The sequence below is a fragment of the Alkalibacterium sp. m-11 genome (assembly GCF_054658155.1).
The window spans coordinates 1-16878 of the sequence record NZ_BAAGIR010000019.1 but is presented as its reverse complement, the minus strand read 5'-3'; the positions used below and the strand labels follow the sequence as shown (position 1 = coordinate 16878).

The following is a 16878-nucleotide window of genomic DNA, read 5'->3' as shown; positions in this document are numbered from 1 at the left end:
TCCTTCACAAAACGGTTTAGTATGTTAAGTCTGTCAGGTTGATCGCCATTCCAAAGGCTTTTGTCGGACTGGAATACTGTCCGCCGGTAACGATCGGCTCTACAGTCTGATCAGTATAGAATTGCAGAAAAATCCCCTTATAGTACGATTGAGCCGGAAGTGAGAATAAGTCACTGTAAACTATCGGGATATTTTTTTCTTCCAGTGCATTACGCCAGTTGATAATTTCATTGACTGGGTCTTTCAGGTCAGGAAACTGGTCTCTGGCGAAATGGAGCTGGTCAGGAACCGGCTGGCTCATCAGTTGAACGACAGGATGAGTTTGACCTAAATACTTAGTCAGTCCATCCAGGTTACGTTCTCTCAACAGATGTCTGACTTCCGGATCTTGAAGTTCATCTTTACTCAGTAGTCTTTTTAATAGAGAATAGTGACTGATCACTGCTACTGAAACCGTCTGTTTAAGATGAGTCTGTAGATAATCAAGCAGATCTTTCATTGACGACTGCTGTGTATCGATATCTTCTGAGAAAATCTCCATTCCGAACTGCATGCGTTCCTTGTTATAGGAATAAACTGGACCGGAATAAGCTATTTTATCAGTTTTTAATTTGTATTTTTTCCGGTATCTGACTATGGCATCCGTCCAGTCGCTTCTGATTGATAGAAGGGAGTCGTTTGCCTGCCAGGTATACCGGTTAGTCATTGATTTTAAATCATCTGGTGACAAACTGTCCCAGCGAAATTCTTCGAGGATCGAGAGGTCGAGCAGGTCATAACCGAGATGGTGGAAATGATGGAGAAACTCCCATTCTTGATGTTTTTTATCCAATATATGCTGGTTATTCTGTTCGAATAGCATTAGTCGTTTCCTCATTTCTCTTTTTTTAATGATTTGATACAATAGGAGTATCTAAATCACGTAATGAAAAAATACTAACATAAAATTAGTTAATGTGAAAGCTGTTTTGTTGTCACCTATAATAAGGAGGACTTATGTTATCAGATAGTCATATACACACTCAGTACTGCCCGCACGGTTCGGATGCTGAAATGGAAGAATACGTAAAGACAGCCATCAGTAAAGGATTGAAGGAAATGACCTTTACAGAACATGCCCCTCTGGTCATCGATGACCCGACTCCTGAGAATGACAGTGCTATGTCCTGGGAAGATGTAGAGGCTTATATTAAAGAGGGAAAGGAACTGAAGGAAAAATATAAGGATCAGCTGATCATTAATATAGGGTTTGAAATTGACTATATTGAAGGGAAAGAAGAAGAGACACTTGAGTTTCTGAAGAAACATTCCGATTTCGTTCCTCATTCCATACTCAGTGTTCATATGATCCGATTGAGCAATGAAGAATATTTCTGTATCGATTACGACAAGGATGCATTTTTAGAAAAAATCAGTGAAGTCGGGTATGATACATTAGTCAGTAAATATGAAGATACTCTTTATAAAGCACTTGCCGAGCCATACGGGGAACTGACCCCTAAAACGATCGGTCATATTACGCTGATCAATAAGTTTGAGAAAGCGTACGACCAGGTCGACACGATCGACTGGATCAAGGTACTCGAACGTATTAAAGAAAAGGGCTACCGGATGGATTACAATTTCGCCGGACTGGACAAGCCTTATCACAAGCAGACGTACCCACCGGAAGTCCTGGTTAAAAAAGCAATCGAACTAGCTGTCCCGCTTAGATTCGGTTCAGATGCCCATCACCCCGATGAAGTCGGACGCTATTTTGAAAGGAGTCTAAAGAAATGAGTCAATTAAATTTTGAAGTACTTGAGCACTTAGCTGTCTTGTCAGAGAATCCCAAAGGCTGGAGGAAAGAACTGAATCTGGTTAGTTGGAACGACAGACCAGCTAAGTTCGATATTAGAGACTGGAGCCCGGATCACTTGAAGATGGGAAAGGGAATTACACTGGACAATACAGAAATGAAGGCATTGAAGAAACAATTACTTGAAATCGACCTGTAAAGACAGGTACTATAAAGGTAAATATGGAAATGAAGGAGAGATAGCATTGGAAAAAGTTCGGCTGAATAATGGTTTATCCATCCCATACTTGGGGACAGGAACAAATACTTACGGCAAAGAAAACAATGATTACAATGGTAAATTGAATGGCGACTTCTCTGCACTTGAGTCTGCAATCAATTTAGGGTATCGTCTGATCGATACTGCCATCTCCTACCGCAACGAAGCAGGTGTGGGCAAAACGATTAAAGACAGCGGCATTCCTCGTGAAGAATTTTTTATCACAACTAAAATTCCGGCAGATGATCAGTATATCAAAGATAAAGAGGCAGTTAGAAAGACACTCGATCAAAGTCTTGAAAACTTGCAGACAGATTACATCGACTTGTACCTGATCCATAAACCTATTGAAGATGAAGAGAAACTGCGTCTGACTTGGGAAGTACTGGAAGAGTACGTCGGAAAAGACAAAATCAAAACAATCGGGGTATCTAATTTTTCAATCGATGATTTGAAACGCCTGGATGCTTTTGCTACTGTCAAGCCGGCAGTGAACCAGATCAAGTCCAATCCGACTGAATGGAACAATGAATGGATAAAGTACATGTTTAAGGAAGATATCCGACCGCAAGCCTGGGGACCAATGAAAACCTCTGAGGCGCATAGAGAGGTGTTGGGGGACATAGGCACAACTTATAATAAAACCTGGGGACAAGTTCTTCTGCGTTACCAGACCCAGCGCGGCGTGATCGTGATTCCTAAATCGCATAACCCTGAAAACCAGAAAGCTAATCTGGAAAGTCTGGATTTCACACTTTCTGATGAAGACATGAGTCGAATTGACGAACTGTAAGAAACTGGAACCGAAACAGATAAAAAAACCGTCAGATCAGGAGGATAATTCCTTAGTTTGACGGTTTTTATAGGCTCATCTTTGTGATCCATCGATGAATCTATTGTTATTCAGTCCGGGTATCTATTTAAGTGCAAGCTTAGCCAACTGGTCAGCTCGTTCATTGTAAAGAACGCCGGTGTGAGCTTTAACCTTTACAAAATGGACATTGATTTCTTGAGCGTATTTCTTGAAGTAGGTGACGTAATCTTTAGAGACTGTTTTATTGGCTTTCCATCTTTCAGTAGCCCACATTTCAATTCCTAGATAATCGTAATGAATGATGACCGATTTATAGCCATGACTGACTGCCCATTTTATGGCATTTAAGGCCCCAAAGCATTCTCCTGCAATTTGAAAGCTTTCAGCATACTTCGGATCATCTGCAGCATTAGCCAGTTCAGCCAACACTTTTCCATCTTTAATCATGACTACACCGTAACTGTATTTTTTTGCCCGTTTATCGAATGATCCATCTACATATGCAATGACTGTCTCAGGGGTTTCTTCAACAGGAGGGGAATCTGATCCCTTCAGATAATTCTCGGCCTGAGATTTAGTCGTAAATGACTTAAACTCTGCGTTTGAAAAGCCTGAAATCACTTTTTGAGCATCGCTCCAAGTTGTGAAAACACCTGTCTGTCTTCCTTTTTTAACTGCGTAATATTTTTTTGGCATAGGGACTCCTTAATTCATTCAATCTTATATTACTCTAGAAGAGAATAGAGGAAATGTCAATACCATGGTCCGTCCGGTTACCTCATTATAATTTTTAAGCGGTCATTCAAAACTCTTATCTATAAGAAAAGACACCTTCACTCATCACGTTAAAGATGAAGAAAAGGCATCTAAGCTGACGATATCGATATGAAATGGTAGGGAAAGACGGGAATGATAAGATCTGAACAGTCCTACAAAGATCAGCATAAATGGAATATACATATGAAAGCTTATAAAAACCCTTATTGAGATAGTGACAAACCTGAAGAAAAAAGGTAGGCTTAACAGAGGACGAAGGAGTGAAAAACTTGAGAAAAAAATGGTTGATGCAATTATTTAAGAGAAGAGTCATATTGGCGTTATTAATTATTATTCAATTTGCGATTTTCGGGTTCGTAGTTAACCAATCGATGGTCCATTCCATTTTCTTGGAGACAGTGTTTACCATACTGTCTATAGGTGTAGCTCTTCATGTTGTCTGGAAGAAAGGAAAAGAAGCTTATAAAATTACATGGATTTTGCAAGTCCTGATTTTTCCTGTATACGGCACATTATTTTACTTGATATTTAACAGACAGACACAGACAAAAAAGCTGCAGGCAAAACTCGAACAGATTTACCAGGTTCATTTCTCATTTGCTGGACATGAGGAGCAAGTTTTAAACGAAGCGAAAACTGATTTTCCTCATCATGGAAGACTCATGCATTATCTGACATATGCTGGTGGATTTCCAGTCTATGATCATACTGAGACAGCCTATTATCCGATTGGAGAATCATATTTTGAGGCTATGCAGGAGGCAATCAGTAAAGCAGAGTCCTACATATTTTTTGAATTTTTTATTGTGGCAGAAGGTAAGATGTGGGGAAAACTTCTGGACTTGCTGGTTGAAAAGGCAGAACAGGGAGTAGATGTCCGTGTCATGTATGATGACATTGGCAGTTTCGTTACCTTGCCTTCCGATATGAAAGAGCAGCTGGAAGAAAAGGGAATCAGTTGTCGAATATATAACCCATTCCATCCGATTATTACCTCTTCGCAAAATAACCGGGACCATAGAAAAATCCTTTCAATCGACGGAAAAGTAGCTTTTACTGGTGGAATAAATATAGCTGATGAATATATCAACGAAATCGAGAGGTTCGGTCACTGGAAAGACAATGGGATCAAGCTGACAGGGAAAGGAGCCTGGGGGCTGACACTCATTTTCCTTCAGTTATGGCAGTCTATGGACGATCATATAGATACTGAAGATTTAAAAAGCCTTAAACCGGTTAACTGGGAGACCAGTACAAGTAAGGCTCATTCAACCTATTATGTCCAGCCCTTCTCTGACAGTCCGACTGACAAGAAAAACTTTGGTGAACATGTATTGATTAAAATGATACATGCTGCAAAAGAATCGGTGCATATTTACACACCCTATCTAATACTGGATGAAAATCTTGAAACTGCGCTCATACTGGCAGCCGAAAGTGGAATCGATGTAAAAATCATTACGCCTAAGAAATGGGATAAGTATCTCGTACACATGACCACACGGTCTTACTACTCTGAACTGATAGAGGCAGGCATCAGTATATATGAGTATACACCAGGGTTCATGCATGCAAAGACTGTTCTTGTGGATGATGAAGTAGCACTTGTCGGCACCATCAATTTTGATTACCGAAGCTTGTACCTCCATTTTGAGAATGCAGTAATGTTATTTGGGGGGACAATCATGCATGACATTAGAAAAGATTTTGACGAAACGATCAGGTCCAGTGAGCTGATGACTGATCAAACGGTAAATCAGTCTCCTGTCAGTCGTCTGACGCAAAGTGTACTTAGACTATTTGCCCCGCTGATGTAAAGAAAGGATGAGGCTATGGACTCGCTGACGATTGGATCCACTAAAATAACCTGGTTAAACGGAGGAGTGACCATGATGGATGGAGGTGCCATGTTTGGACCGGTACCTAAACCTTTGTGGAGCCGTCGCTACCCGTGCAATAAAAAAAATCAGATCGAACTCGTGACTGAACCGATGCTCATTGAAAAAAATGGCATGCTTTCACTCATTGATGCAGGGATCGGTAGGGGTCGACTCTCGGACAAACAGAAGATGATATACGGCGCCTATGAAGAATCGACCATAGAAGAAGACCTGGCTTTACTCGGATTTGAACCAGGGGACATTGACAGAGTGCTCATGACCCATATGCACTTCGACCATGTTACCGGCTTAGTGAAAGATGTCGACGGTCGGAAAGTACCAATGTTTCCAAATGCGCAGGTTTTCGTTGAGAGCAGGGAATGGGAAGCTATACAGCATCCCTCCAAACGTACGAGCGGAACATATTGGGAAGATAACTGGCGTGCGATCGCTTCTCAGATAACTTGTTTCGATGATTCGATTGAAGTAGGAAAAGGAATCGAACTGATACATATAGGAGGTCATAGTCCAGGGCAATGTCTGGTTAAAATTACGGATGGAAATAAGGTTGCAGTACATTTATCGGATGTCTTCCCTACACATGCACATCTCAACCCGTTATGGGTCACTGCCTTTGATGACCATCCGCTCGATTCCATCGAAGCTAAAGAGACTTGGATCAACAGAGGACTGGAAGAAGGATGGACGTTTCTTTATTATCATGATGCGTATTACAGAGCACTGACATTCGAAAAGGAGACCAGGGAAATTAGCTGGTCACTGAAAAGGACCAAAGAACCAGCTGTATCATTTCACCCCTGAAATCACTCAAAAATAGGAGTTTGGGGTCGAATGTGATAGTATAAAGCTGGAGGAGAAACAATGGAAAAGATTACGATCTATCATACAAACGATATTCATTCTCAGCTTTCTTACTGGCCCAGAATAGCACGCTATCTGACTCAGGAGAAACAAAGGCTGATGAGTAAAAAGGAAACAGTATATGTTTTTGATGACGGAGATGCTACAGATCGAGTCCATCCTCTGACCGAAGCAACTAACGGGAAAGCAATTGCGGAGCTGCTTCATGATGGATCTTACGATGCTGTGACTATAGGAAACAATGAGGGAATCGGAAACACTAAAGATCAGCTTAATGACTTGTTTTCCGAAGCTAGATATGAAGTGGTCGTATCCAATTTAAAAGATAAAGAAACAAATAGCAGACCGGACTGGGCAAGAGAAATTATTTTGCTCGAAACTAATGGCGGGCATACATTTGCACTAGTCGGTCTGACCATTCCACTGCCGATGAGTTATGACTCATTGGGATGGAATGTAGAGGACCCTTTCGACGTACTTGATGAACTGGTCAGGACATACAGAAACAAGGTAGACGGATTTATTCTGTTGAGCCACCTTGGCCTGCCCACTGACAGGGAGATAGCTGAACGCTACCCCGAAGTGCTTGTAATCATGGGGGGACATACCCACCATCTGCTGCCGGAAGGTGAAATGATCGAAGGCACACTGATAGCCGGTGCTGGAAAATTTGGTACGCATATAGGGAAAATTACGTTAGAATACGGTAAAGACAATCAGATACTCATGACTGCTGAAGTAATCGATGTCCGTTCACAAGTTGATCCGGTTCCAGATGAACACGTGGACATGAACGAACTTTACAGAATAGGAAACAGGATGCTGGAGCATGAAGTTCTTGGGGAAATGAATCATCCACTCAACAAAGAGCAAGTTGCAGAACCGAATCTGATTTCACTGACGCTTGCAGCTATGACCAGTTTGAGCGAGACGAACATCGCTGTGGTCAATACAGGGCTTTTTTTAGAGTCGCTTCCCAAAGGACTGATCAACAGGAGGCAGCTGCATGAAGTTCTTCCGCACCCGATGAGAGTAGTCGAGGTAAGCATGAACGGAAACAGCCTCAGGCGACTGCTCAATCAAATGGAGCAGCAGAGAGAAAAGTTGAAAATATTGCCTGTTAAAGGATACGGATTTAGAGGAAAGATATTTGGAGATCTTTATTTTCAGGGAATAGAAAAGAACAAAGAGGGCATCTATATCAATGGAAAAGAACTTGATCAGAACAGACAGTATAAACTGATCACAGTTGACTATTTTCTTTATGTTCCTTTCTTTCCGGAACTTCAGGCACAGGCCTCTGTTAGAATAATCAGTCCCGATTTCTTAAGAACAATCGTCGGTAATTACATTGCACACCAGACTTCGAATTTATTAGATGAAAGGGAAGAATCATCGTGACAGACAATAAAGAAAAGAATATTAGCCGACCAGGCACTGAGGATAAGATTGATGAACTGGTCAAAACGGATGAAAAAGTAGTGAAAAAACTTGATACCGAAACACTTGAGATTGCCGGTGACAGGTATACAATCAAAGAAAATTACAGAGATGCGCTTGATCTGGAACTGCTTGAGGACCGATACACTGATCTACTGGAAAAATATGACTTTATCGTCGGAGATATGTCATATGGCAAATTAAGATTAAGAGGGTTCTATCACGACAGCAACAAAAAAGCACCAATTGATATGAAAATCGGTCACCTAGAAGACTACTTGAGTGAATACTGCAGTTTCGGCTGTGCTTATTTTGTTCTTGAGAGTCTTGAAACGAAGAAGAAACAGCGGTCGTATCCTAACCCGGATCCTCACTTCAAGCAGACTCAGAAAAAACCTCAGAAGAGAAGATCAGATAAGTCCAGAAGAAAATCTTCCGGACAAAAACAGAGCCAGTCTACTGGAGTTAAGGCTGCAAAAGAGTCAACGAAAAAGCCATCACGTGACTCACAGAAAAAGAAAGCAAGTGAGCCGACTAAAAAGAAGGCAGACAGAAAGTCTTTCACTAAAAAGAACCGGACTGAAAGCAAGCCCAATACAAAAAAGACTGAAAATGTAAAAGAAGTGAAAAATGAAAAGGGTAGCACGCGTTTTCAGATCAGAAAGAAAAAGTAATTAAGTAAAGGAGTTTCCAAATGACTGACAACAATTATAAAGGATACCTTATCGATCTGGACGGCACTATGTATAAGGGAAAAGAACCGATCGAACAGGCCCCGCGCTTTATCCGTCAACTTAAGAAGAGCCAGACCCCTTATATATTCCTGACTAACAATTCTACCAGCAGTCCGGAAGAAGTGGCAATTAAATTGAAAGCCCAGTTCAATGTTCCCGCAGAAGCAGAGGAAGTCTACACCAGTTCCCTGGCCACAGCTGATTATGTTAAGAACCTGGAAGGCAACAGAGTGTTTGTTGTCGGAGAGAAGGGCCTGATCGAAGCCTTGGAACAGGTCGGATGTGAGATTGTCGAAGAGGATATCGATCATGTAGTCGTCGGCTTGGATAGAGAGTTGACCTATGAAAAATGTATGATTGCCAGTCTGGCCATTCAGAATGGGGCTTCATTCATTGCAACTAACAAAGACACGAACCTGCCTAATGAATTGGGGCTCGTACCTGGAGCTGGTTCTCTAGTCGCTCTCATCGAAAAATCGACACGAGTGGAACCGACTTTTATTGGAAAGCCGGAGAGTTACATTATGGAATCAGCACTTAAGAAAATAGGTCTGAACCGTGATGAGGTTCTGATGGTCGGAGACAATTATGAAACGGATATCCTCGCAGGTATCAACAATGGAGTTGATACGCTTCTGGTACTCACAGGCTTTACGTCAAAAGAGGATCTCGACCAGTTTGCTGATGAGCCGACTTTTGTGATAGACACCTTGGATGATTGGAGTGTTTAGAATGAATGCTCTAAGAAAAGCAGGAGGAGTAACGAGTCTGATCCTCCTGATCATCACTGCAAGTATTGCGGTGGTCATCTTGTTTACTCCCCTTTACCAGCTGACTGTCAGAATTCATGATTTACCTGAACGGTTGAATATGACATACGAAGCAATCATGGACAATTACTACGTACTCCTAAGGTATCTCCATTTTCCTTGGATCACTGAACTGGAGTTTTTGGATTTTCCGAGTTCAGAGAGCGGACTGTTTCATTTCTGGGAAGTCAAGATTCTCTTTTACATCAATTACGGGATTCTGATCATTTCCAGCGTGACCAGTTTCTTTTACATGAGATACGTTAAAAGAAACAGAATGATCTGGACACTCCAGAGACCATTTTTCATTGCAAGTCTGGTTCCGCCTGCGCTGCTTTTCTTTCTGGCAGTAAACTTTGACAGAATGTTCGTTTTATTTCACGAGATTTTCTTCAACAACGATGACTGGCTGTTCAATCCCGCTACGGATCCCATCATCCTGGCACTTCCACAGGAATTCTTTATGTACTGCTTCATTCTATTTTTCATTCTCATAGAAGGAGCATTCATCGGGATGTACTGGTACAGCAAAAAACGTGCATTCAATTAAAAAGACCGGTCACTTACATGAGTCTGCCTATCTGGCAGATTTTATGTGAGGGACCGGTCTTTATCTGTTATTTCATAATATCTGAGATTTCAGGATTATCGTGTGCAACCCGACTTGCTGCAGCCGCAGCGATTGCACCGACGATGTCATCCAGGAATGTATGGGTTTCTTGTGTATTCTTGTGATTATCCAGTCGACTGATGATTTTTGGCTTAGTCTTGTCTAGAAACCCGTAGTTGGTGAAACCAATGGAGCCGTACACGTTGACAATGGATAACGCTAGAATCTCATCAATTCCATACAGCCCCTCATCTTCTTTGATGATTTCCTGAAGGGGACTAGACAATTTGTTTTCTTCGCATAATACATCAAGCTCTATTCCAGTCAGAATGGCATTTTGAACCTCTCGTTTCCTGATGACAGCTTGAACATTATCCAAGCATAAATCCATAGCAATTTCTGTGAGATAAGGTTTCTGAAGATCATAAACCAGTTCGGCGATCTCTTCCAGAGTCACACCTCTGTCTTTTAACCTCTTTAAAGCTACTTTATGCAGTTCTGAACCTGATTGAACCATTTTGACTCCTCCTTATTAGTGTTTATTAATCTTCAAAAGTTAATTTTGTACTTTGGATTGGCTGAGCATGTTCATTTGGATAAATGGAATGAATCGCATGATTGACTGCAGAAGGGGCTTCTCCGAAACCCGTGGCAATCAGCTTTATTTTGCCATCAAAGGTCGTACTGTCACCTGCAGCATAAATTCCTTCAATGGATGTTTCCATTTTTGAATTGACGACGATATCGGTCTGTTCAAGAGCGATATTCCAGTCTTTTACTGGTCCCAGTGAAGAGACGAAACCATAATTGACAATGAAATAATCCAGATCGACAGAGAACGTGTCTTCTCCTCGTGTTTCTTTAAATTCCACGGCTTTAAGCTGCCCGTTTTCCTCCACGAGATTGTGAGGGACATAAGGAGTAAGGACCTCAATACTGGAAGACCTTACCATCTCCACAGAGCCTTCATGGGCCCTGAACCGCTCTCGTCTATGAACTAGAATAACTTTTTTGGCAATGGGCTCCAGGGTCAGTGCCCAGTCAACTGCTGTATCCCCTCCGCCGCATATGACAACAGTTTTATTTTTATACTGCTCCAGATCTTTGACAATATAATGCAGATTAGCTTCCTCGAAAACTTCTGCATTGGGAAGAGATAAGGTTCTCGGGCTGAAGGAGCCCTGACCAGTTGTAATGATCACTGTCTTAGAAAAATGACTGCCTTTATTGGTCGTTAATTTAAAGAGCTGATCGTCCAGTTTGTCAATGGTCAGTACTTTTTCATCAAGACAAATCGTCTGGTCGAAGTGCTGCATCTGCGCGGTCAGCTGATGAACCAGTTCTTTTCCGGTAACACCTGCGTATCCTCCTACATCATAAATAGTTTTCTCCGGATAAAGGAGGGAGACTTGTCCGCCCAGTACAGGGAGTGATTCGATCAGTTTAGTTTTTGCATTTCTCATACCCGCATAGAAAGCTGCGAACATGCCTACAGGCCCACCGCCTATAATAGTGATATCGTATAGTTCTTCTGACAGATTCAAAACAAACCCTCCATAATATAACTGTAGATCAATATAGCATGCCAATCAACAAAGCGATCACGACACCTGAAAGAATACCAAAAAAGACTTCAATCGGTTTGTGTCCAAGATATTCCCTGGACTGCCTTTCTTCTTTCATTGCTTCGATCTCTTCCTGAGTCTGATGAGTGAACTTTTTTCTGAAATTTTCGAAATCAGCTAGCAGTTCATTGATCAGAATACCATGTTCACCACTCTGGCGTCTGACCCCCATGGAATCGAACATGACGATGACCCCGAATGTCGCGGCAATAGCTACATATGGAGACTGAATGCCGTATTCTGATATCATACTCGTTATCAGGGCAGTTACTCCTGCCGAGTGAGAACTCGGCATCCCACCAGTCGATGTGGCAAGTGCCACTGATGATGGCCGGTTTAATAATAGAGCAACAGGGACTTTGATGATCTGAGAAATAATAATAGCTGAAAAAGCAGCTACCAATGGATAATTGTTAAATAGTGTCATGAAAATCTTCCTTTGATTAAAATAGAAACCTTCTTAATAATAACATGAATAAATACTGATGATGATTAAAAAGTGTTACAATTAGAAAGTTATTGGCAATCCAACAGAACTGCGGTACACTAAATAGAGATAAACATTAGGAGGAATACGAATGACTCAATTTCCACAATTAAACTTGGATCAGGTAACTGGACCAAAAGCTGTAGTTAAAACCAACATGGGAGACATCACTATTCAGCTCTTTCCTGAAGAGGCACCTAAGACAGTAGAAAACTTTGTCGGACTATCAAAAAAAGGATACTATGACGGTGTCATCTTTCACCGTGTCATTCCAAATTTTATGATACAAGGTGGAGACCCTACTGGAAGCGGAATGGGCGGTGAAAGTTTTTTTGGAGGGAACTTCGAAGATGAATTCAGTCCATCGCTGTTCAACCTGAATGGCGCACTGTCTATGGCTAACGCAGGACCAAATACTAACTCAAGTCAGTTCTTCATCGTGACTATGAGCGATACTCCAGCACAAATGGTTTCTCAACTAGAAGGTGCAGGATTCCCGGAAGAAATCATTGAAGCATATAAGGAAAACGGGGGAACCCCTTGGCTTGATCAGAAACACACTGTATTCGGTCATGTCATTGAAGGATACGAAGTAGCTGAAGCGATCCAGAATGTAGAAAGAAACGCAATGGACAAACCTAATAAAGATATCATCATTGAAACGGTCACGATCCAAGACTAACAGGGGCCATTCAATCAGTAATTTTATAAGTTTAGGAGGCATGACATGTTAGGTGCAATAGAAGCTGGAGGAACGAAGTTTGTATTGGCCGTCAGCGATGATGAGTTCAATATTTTAGAAAGACAGTCGATCCCGACCACGACTCCGGAACAAACGTTTGAGAAAGTGTTCGAGTTTTTTGATCAGTACGACGTCAGCGCCATCGGAATCGGGTCATTTGGCCCAATAGATGTCAACATAAAATCAGAGACTTATGGGTACATCACATCTACCCCAAAAACGGCCTGGGAAAACACAGATTTTATCGGTGTGATGAAAGAAAGGTATTCTGTTCCAATGGGCTGGACCACAGACGTAAATGCTGCGGCCTTAGGTGAATTGACCTATGGTGCTGCCAAGGGAAAAGAGTCCTGTCTCTACCTTACTGTAGGAACCGGCGTAGGTGGCGGGGCAGTGATCAAAGGAGAACCTTTAGAAGGATTTGGTCATCCTGAAATGGGACACATCCTTGTCAGAAAACATCCTGAAGATCATTTCGAAGGGCACTGTCCTTATCATGGGGACTGCCTTGAAGGGCTCGCCGCAGGACCGGCTGTAGAAAAACGCTACGGGAAGAAAGCTCAGGAGCTTACGAATAATGAGCAAGTCTGGGAGATTGAAGCTCACTACCTTGCCCAGGCGCTAATGAGTTATACGTTGACACTTAGTCCTGAGAAAATTATTTTAGGCGGAGGAGTCATGAAACAGGCTCAGCTTTTCCCGCTCATCAGAGACAAATTCATACGACTGATGAATGACTATGTACAGACCCCCGATATGGAAGAATACATCGTCTCACCACAACTGAAAGATGATGCCGGCATTACTGGCTGTCTCATACTCGCTCAACGCGCATTATAACGAATAGTCCCATCAGGTATACGGCCGTCACTTTACTAGAGGCTCATATTCCTGAAGGGACTTTTTCTTATTGTTCAATTACTTTCCTGATTCTGTTCAGACCACCTCTGAGTATGGATTTGGGTACTGCAAAACTCAGCCGCACCAAACATTTGACGTTTTGGCCGTAACTGATACCGAACAGAGACGAAGCGATTTTTTAAATCTTGATCGTGGACTGGTTCAGGATTATCAAAGTACATATAGGGCACCCAAATTGGCAAAGTATTTTGACTGCTGAATAACTGTTCTGTCAAATCCCACTTGACACTCCCAGTTGTATGACGGTCAATCGCTTTGTCAAAATTCATAACATCACTCTAATGGTCTTTACCCATAGTATTAGCTAAATATAGGCTAAATGCAAGGGGAGTTTAAAAGAAGATAGTTTCCAATATCTTTCATTTCATGCTATACTACTAAAGAATGATTTCATGAAAACCATGATGACGGAGAGGGGAATTCATGGTGTACAAAATAGGACAAAAAGTTAGAGGAAAAGTCATTGGAATCCAGCCATATGGCGTGTTTGTAGCGATAGATGATGAAACACATGGCCTCATACATATATCTGAATTAAAACACGGATATATCAAAAGCATCTCCGATGTCATCAATAAAGGAGATATGGTGGATGTCATCATTATGGATATTGACGAATATTCCGGGAAAATCAGCCTGTCACTAAGAAGTCTGCATAAACCTAAATTCCATCCATTTTCAAACAAGCGTAACATTGCCCGCTATGGGAAGAAAACTGGAATCGGATTTAAGTCGATCGAAGACAAGCTGCCAAAGTGGGTAGAGCAGGCACTGAATGAAATAGATGCACAAAAGAACAGCGAAAGAAACGGCTGACTGATTATTTGCTTAGAAAGGTGTTAATAAACTTGATGAAAGAAAATCATTATGTTGCATGTACGATTCTTGTAAAAGATGAAAATGGACGGTATGTGTTCCTTGTAAGGAAAGAAGATGAAGGCTTTGCTTTTTTAGCAACAACTGTAAAGCCCAAACAAACAGGCCTTGCCAGTGTAATCGACAGGCTTAAGCAAGTAAGCAATCTGAACATTGAAAAGCTTGAACTGAATGAGCTGACTAATGCCATCGTAGACGACAATCGAATCCCACTGTTCGTTTTCATTTATGAAAACGACGACCTCGACCGCCCCGATGACTTATTAACCGAAAATACGGATCTGTCATGGGTGCATTCAGAAAACGTGATCACCACATTGGAACAATGGAAAATTTCTGGTGTTCCGCAATTTCTACTTATATAAGCAAATTAATCAATTTTGGAGGATGATAATATGACTAAAATCAATTTTGACTACTCAAAAGTGGTTGGACAATTTATTAATGAAGACGAACTGAAAAACATGCAGCCGCAAGTCAATGCAGCGCACAAGATGATTCAGGAGAAGACTGGTCCAGGAAATGATTTTTTAGGTTGGGTCGATCTGCCTGTAGACTACGACAAAGAAGAGTTTGCTCGCATAGAAAAAGCTGCACAGAAAATCAAATCAGATTCTGACGTTTTAGTCGTTATTGGAATCGGGGGATCTTACCTTGGAGCTAAGGCGGCTTTGGACTTCCTTACACATTCCTTCTACAACGAGTTAAACAGCGAAAACCGAGGCGCTCCGCAAATATTCTTTGCCGGAAATAATATCAGCTCTACTTACATCAGTGATCTAATAGAAGTAATTGGAGATAAGGATTTTTCTGTCAACGTGATTTCTAAATCTGGAACTACTACAGAACCTGCTTTAGCATTCAGAGTCTTCAAGAGCCTGCTGATCGACAAGTACGGGGAAGAAGAAGCTAAAGGAAGAATCTATGCGACGACAGACAAAGAAAAAGGGGCACTTAAATCTCTTGCAGATGCAGAAGGGTATGAGACGTTTGTCATTCCCGATGATGTGGGCGGACGCTTTTCTGTCCTGACAGCTGTTGGTCTGCTTCCAATAGCAGTAGGTGGTGGAGACATCACTGCATTAATGAAAGGGGCAGTTCAGGCTCGTAGTGATTTCTCAGAAGATGATCTAAACAGTAATCTGGCTTACCAGTATGCTGCATTCCGAAACATCCTATATAGAAAAGGAAAAGTCACTGAACTGCTTATCAACTACGAACCAAAACTTCAGTATTTTTCTGAATGGTGGAAACAGTTATTTGGTGAATCAGAAGGGAAGGACCAGCGTGGAATCTATCCATCCAGCGCCAACTTCTCTACAGATCTTCATTCGTTAGGCCAGTATATTCAGGAAGGTAGAAGAAATCTGTTCGAAACAGTCATTAAAGTCGATAAACCTTCCAAATCAATGTCAATTCCTACCGAAAAAGAAGACCTTGATGGTTTAGGTTACCTGGAAGGAAAAGAAATCGATTTTGTAAATACTAAAGCATTTGAAGGCACTTTGCTTGCTCATACAGATGGAGAAGTACCTAACTTCGTTGTTACTATTCCAGATACGTCTGCTTATACTCTTGGTTACCTGTTCTACTTCTTTGAGATTGCAGTAGCTTTATCAGGTTACCTGAACAGCGTCAATCCATTTGACCAGCCGGGCGTAGAGGCGTACAAGAGAAACATGTTTGCCTTACTTGGAAAACCTGGTTTCGAGGACCTTGCGAAAGAATTGAACAATCGTTTATAAACTTTCACTTTTAAAGAAGGGCATTTATGCTCTTCTTTTTTCTTGTGCGCCCGGCATGGGCGACAACTTGGTGGTGAAAGTCCACTACAGACTTGGCAGTAGGAACTGTTAGCGAAAGACAAGGGTGTCCGCCGTGAGGCGGAATCTGAAGGAAGTCGGACGCAAATGCTTGCACTGACGAACAGAAACTTCATATCAAGGCTTAATAGAACGGATGAGCTTGCATGACAAAGTGAAGTCCGATACTGCCCGAATTCTATTGAGTAAATGAAGCAGTGACATGAGCAGAAGGTTGTCGTTCTTACCCGGGGAGGTCTCGTCAGCGCTTAGTAGTAACAACGAATGGCGAGATGTCAGCCGAGGTCATAGTAGGGAAAATGTACCGAAGGACCGAACAGTATCAATACTTTGAAGATTGGAGGTTAGGCATTATGACAAACGCAGAAAACAACCACAAGGTTGGCAAGCTACAAAGGGAT

19 protein-coding genes are annotated in these 16878 nt (G+C 41.8%); 14 read left to right on the top strand and 5 right to left on the bottom strand.

Going from position 1 to position 16878, the window contains the following annotated elements; translation table 11 throughout:
* Positions 1-16: 16 nt before the first annotated feature.
* The gene (locus ACYQ2O_RS03790; RefSeq protein WP_459769846.1) at positions 17-862 is read right to left on the bottom strand and encodes an ATP phosphoribosyltransferase regulatory subunit; all 846 of its coding nucleotides are present in this window, start codon (positions 860-862) and stop codon (positions 17-19) included.
* Between the two features lie 134 nt (positions 863-996).
* On the opposite strand from ACYQ2O_RS03790, the gene hisJ reads away from it, so the two are divergent.
* The 3 genes from hisJ to ACYQ2O_RS03775 are packed head-to-tail and all read left to right on the top strand — an operon-like array spanning position 997 to position 2850.
* Positions 997-1779: a histidinol-phosphatase HisJ gene (gene hisJ, locus ACYQ2O_RS03785; RefSeq protein WP_346025315.1), complete on the top strand. Its 783-nt coding sequence runs from the start codon at positions 997-999 to the stop codon at positions 1777-1779.
* Entirely contained in the window at positions 1776-1997 is a 222-nt protein-coding gene (locus ACYQ2O_RS03780; RefSeq protein WP_091268463.1) for a YdbC family protein, read from the top strand. Before hisJ ends, ACYQ2O_RS03780 begins: the two co-directional genes overlap by 4 nt.
* 46 nt (positions 1998-2043) lie before the next feature.
* A complete protein-coding gene (locus tag ACYQ2O_RS03775) occupies positions 2044-2850 on the top strand; it encodes an aldo/keto reductase (protein WP_346025316.1) in 807 nt (268 codons plus the stop codon).
* Between the two features lie 123 nt (positions 2851-2973).
* Here ACYQ2O_RS03775 and ACYQ2O_RS03770 read toward each other — a convergent pair whose 3' ends face one another.
* A complete protein-coding gene (locus tag ACYQ2O_RS03770) occupies positions 2974-3567 on the bottom strand; it encodes a ribonuclease H family protein (RefSeq protein ID WP_346025317.1) in 594 nt (197 codons plus the stop codon).
* 350 nt (positions 3568-3917) lie between these two features.
* Here ACYQ2O_RS03770 and cls point away from each other — a divergent pair, with 350 nt between their 5' ends.
* The 6 genes from cls to ACYQ2O_RS03740 are packed head-to-tail and all read left to right on the top strand — an operon-like array spanning position 3918 to position 9943.
* Positions 3918-5465: a cardiolipin synthase gene (cls, locus tag ACYQ2O_RS03765; RefSeq protein ID WP_346025318.1), complete on the top strand. Its 1548-nt coding sequence runs from the start codon at positions 3918-3920 to the stop codon at positions 5463-5465.
* Between the two features lie 15 nt (positions 5466-5480).
* Positions 5481-6350 (top strand): MBL fold metallo-hydrolase, encoded by an 870-nt coding sequence (locus tag ACYQ2O_RS03760; protein WP_346025319.1) that lies wholly within the window; start codon positions 5481-5483, stop codon positions 6348-6350.
* Between the two features lie 60 nt (positions 6351-6410).
* The gene (locus ACYQ2O_RS03755) at positions 6411-7811 is read left to right on the top strand and encodes a bifunctional metallophosphatase/5'-nucleotidase (RefSeq protein ID WP_346025320.1); all 1401 of its coding nucleotides are present in this window, start codon (positions 6411-6413) and stop codon (positions 7809-7811) included.
* A complete protein-coding gene (locus ACYQ2O_RS03750) occupies positions 7808-8524 on the top strand; it encodes a YutD-like domain-containing protein (RefSeq protein ID WP_346025321.1) in 717 nt (238 codons plus the stop codon). The genes ACYQ2O_RS03755 and ACYQ2O_RS03750 overlap by 4 nt, the downstream gene beginning before the upstream one ends.
* Before the next feature lie 20 nt (positions 8525-8544).
* Positions 8545-9315 (top strand): TIGR01457 family HAD-type hydrolase, encoded by a 771-nt coding sequence (locus ACYQ2O_RS03745; protein ID WP_346025322.1) that lies wholly within the window; start codon positions 8545-8547, stop codon positions 9313-9315.
* Between the two features lies 1 nt (position 9316).
* Positions 9317-9943, top strand: a complete 627-nt coding sequence (locus tag ACYQ2O_RS03740) for a TIGR01906 family membrane protein (RefSeq protein ID WP_346025323.1) — start codon at positions 9317-9319, stop codon at positions 9941-9943.
* Between the two features lie 67 nt (positions 9944-10010).
* Here ACYQ2O_RS03740 and ACYQ2O_RS03735 read toward each other — a convergent pair whose 3' ends face one another.
* From ACYQ2O_RS03735 to ACYQ2O_RS03725, 3 genes are read right to left on the bottom strand one after another with little or no spacing between them, the layout of a single operon-like run.
* Positions 10011-10520 carry a phosphatidylglycerophosphatase A family protein gene (locus ACYQ2O_RS03735; RefSeq protein ID WP_346025324.1) on the bottom strand — a complete coding sequence of 170 codons (510 nt, stop codon included), beginning with the start codon at positions 10518-10520 and terminating at the stop codon, positions 10011-10013.
* 25 nt (positions 10521-10545) lie between these two features.
* Positions 10546-11547, bottom strand: coding sequence for an NAD(P)/FAD-dependent oxidoreductase (locus ACYQ2O_RS03730; RefSeq protein ID WP_346025325.1), 1002 nt, complete (start codon positions 11545-11547; stop codon positions 10546-10548).
* Between the two features lie 28 nt (positions 11548-11575).
* Positions 11576-12055: a divergent PAP2 family protein gene (locus tag ACYQ2O_RS03725; protein WP_346025326.1), complete on the bottom strand. Its 480-nt coding sequence runs from the start codon at positions 12053-12055 to the stop codon at positions 11576-11578.
* 151 nt (positions 12056-12206) lie between these two features.
* On the opposite strand from ACYQ2O_RS03725, the gene ACYQ2O_RS03720 reads away from it, so the two are divergent.
* The 5 genes from ACYQ2O_RS03720 (at position 12207) to ACYQ2O_RS03700 (ending at position 16399) form a co-directional block, all read left to right on the top strand.
* On the top strand, positions 12207-12797 hold the full coding sequence (locus ACYQ2O_RS03720) for a peptidylprolyl isomerase (RefSeq protein WP_346025327.1): 591 nt from the start codon (positions 12207-12209) through the stop codon (positions 12795-12797).
* Between the two features lie 45 nt (positions 12798-12842).
* Positions 12843-13697 carry an ROK family protein gene (locus ACYQ2O_RS03715; protein WP_346025328.1) on the top strand — a complete coding sequence of 285 codons (855 nt, stop codon included), beginning with the start codon at positions 12843-12845 and terminating at the stop codon, positions 13695-13697.
* A gap of 504 nt (positions 13698-14201) precedes the next feature.
* Positions 14202-14594, top strand: coding sequence for a CvfD/Ygs/GSP13 family RNA-binding post-transcriptional regulator (locus tag ACYQ2O_RS03710; RefSeq protein ID WP_346025329.1), 393 nt, complete (start codon positions 14202-14204; stop codon positions 14592-14594).
* A gap of 35 nt (positions 14595-14629) precedes the next feature.
* Positions 14630-15019: a hypothetical protein gene (locus tag ACYQ2O_RS03705; protein WP_346025330.1), complete on the top strand. Its 390-nt coding sequence runs from the start codon at positions 14630-14632 to the stop codon at positions 15017-15019.
* 30 nt (positions 15020-15049) lie between these two features.
* Positions 15050-16399: a glucose-6-phosphate isomerase gene (locus ACYQ2O_RS03700; RefSeq protein ID WP_346025331.1), complete on the top strand. Its 1350-nt coding sequence runs from the start codon at positions 15050-15052 to the stop codon at positions 16397-16399.
* Positions 16400-16878: the final 479 nt, after the last annotated feature.